The sequence below is a fragment of the Mycobacterium sp. ST-F2 genome (genome assembly GCF_001905655.1).
Classification (GTDB): domain Bacteria; phylum Actinomycetota; class Actinomycetes; order Mycobacteriales; family Mycobacteriaceae; genus Mycobacterium.
Genome location: NZ_JMHT01000133.1, coordinates 1 through 1,612 on the forward strand (window position 1 = coordinate 1; position 1,612 = coordinate 1,612).

The 1,612-nt window shown below is 61.2% G+C and carries 1 protein-coding gene, 1 tRNA gene and 1 pseudogene; all 3 read right to left on the reverse strand.

Translation table 11 applies throughout. The features are described 5' to 3' along the window. Positions 1–436 precede the first annotated feature (436 nt). Positions 437–958: a hypothetical protein gene (locus EB75_RS28280; protein ID WP_073698498.1), complete on the reverse strand. Its 522-nt coding sequence runs from the start codon at positions 956–958 to the stop codon at positions 437–439. 254 nt (positions 959–1,212) lie between these two features. After that, positions 1,213–1,286: transfer RNA gene (locus EB75_RS28285), tRNA-Cys, on the reverse strand. Between the two features lie 60 nt (positions 1,287–1,346). Then, positions 1,347–1,562: pseudogene (locus EB75_RS28290) on the reverse strand (DUF899 family protein); the annotation flags it as partial. Between the last annotated feature and the right edge of the window lie 50 nt (positions 1,563–1,612).

Below are 1,612 nucleotides of genomic sequence, written 5' to 3' on the forward strand. Positions count from 1 at the left end.
GGGAATTACGTGACAGCAACCCCTGGGGAATTACGTGACCGACGACAGCAAGGAGGAGGCCCAGTTGGCTGTTGCGACCGCGAGTCGGCTGGTTGAGGCCGCCTATCCGCTGTCTACCTACGGATTTCGCAGTTACAACGTTTAGGTCCGAGTTCAACTGCGCAAGCACTCCCCCGGAGCAGAAATCGGGTCCCGCCTTGCCCGGGCTCAGCAGCTGGCGCTCATCGCATTCCTCCGGGCGTCACAGCCCGCGCCAACTGCCCACTCTGATTGTCCATACCGAACCCCGCCGCTGTCGTCGTCGGCACTGCCAGCGTCGACCAGCAGCGACCGGACGATCACACACCACCCGCAAGACAATATGACGGCGCGGTAGCGCAGAAACCAGGCCTGCGACCAACGCTACGCGAACGACGGAGCGCACAGCAGTATGCGCCTATGCCGTCGGCTCCTGGGACTGGCTCCTCAGGACCAAGTATTCCCGACCACTGTCAGTTAGCCGGAAGAGGGTTTTGAGGTCCTTATGCTCATTGAATCCTTCGTGCCAATTGTCTCGAATTGGCTCGATGAATCCCAATCCTCGAAGAGTCCCACTTGCATTGAAGAACTCATCGCTATGCAGATCGAGTGTGAATGGTTCCGAGCTCGCGAACCTGCCGAGGACTCGCTGCTCTGCATCAGGCAGAAAATGGGCAACAACAAATCGCATGGCGTCGAGCTCACTCTGCTGGCGTTCGACTGCGCCTTCTAACTGCCGTAGCTTCAGGCCACCGCCACCTGGGAACTCAATACTCTCCAGAACACGCCAGAACCACGGCAGTGCGCCGAGACCGAAACTGACCACAACCCAAAGGTCGACCGACCAGTCGTTGTGCGCTAACTGGAGGACCATAAGTGCAAACGCAACCACCGTCACGCCACTGAGCAGGAAAGCCTCACCCCGCGACTTCGGCCCCATTCAATGCGCCTTTCCTGGTTGGCAAGATTCGTCAGTCTACTTGGCGATGCTGACCTGTCCGATCCACCCGAGACGACATGCAAGTTCTGCACACTGAGCGATGAGTAGCGATCCGATACAACAGCTGCGGAAGTCGTGGCGGAAACTCGCGCTCACCCGCTAACCATCGCGAATTGGTCCGCGACAACTGGAGGGAATTGTGCGTACGCGCCGTGCGGTAGAGGCCATCGAAATGACCTCTACCGCACAGACAGTGGAGCGAGTGACGGGATTCGAACCCGTGTGAACGGCTTTGCAGGCCGGTGCCTAGCCACTCAGCCACACCCGCACTGAGGACCACAGTGCCAGCCGAGCCGCGGCCCGCCAACGGTTTTGATCTTGATGATCGCTACCCCTCGCAGCAATCCCCCACCGGCCGGCCCACCGCCGGGCCACCCTGCGGCCAGCCGGCCGGCGAGTCTTCCCACGGCTCCTGGCGGCCGTACGGCGTCAGGTCCAGGAACGGGTAACCCGCCGCCGAATGGTCGAGTCCCCGCGCATACGCGGAATAGGTATGGAAGACCTCGTCGCCGCGGCGCAGGAAGACGCTGGCGCCGGGCCAGTCTCGGGCCTTGCCCCCATGTAGTGGACACGGGATTTGTGGTTACGCGGCTA

Coding starts and splice junctions, on each gene's coding strand:
- EB75_RS28280 (WP_073698498.1), bottom strand. CDS start 958: ATGGGGCCGAAGTCGCGGGGTGAGGCTTTCCTGCTCAGTGGCGTGACG.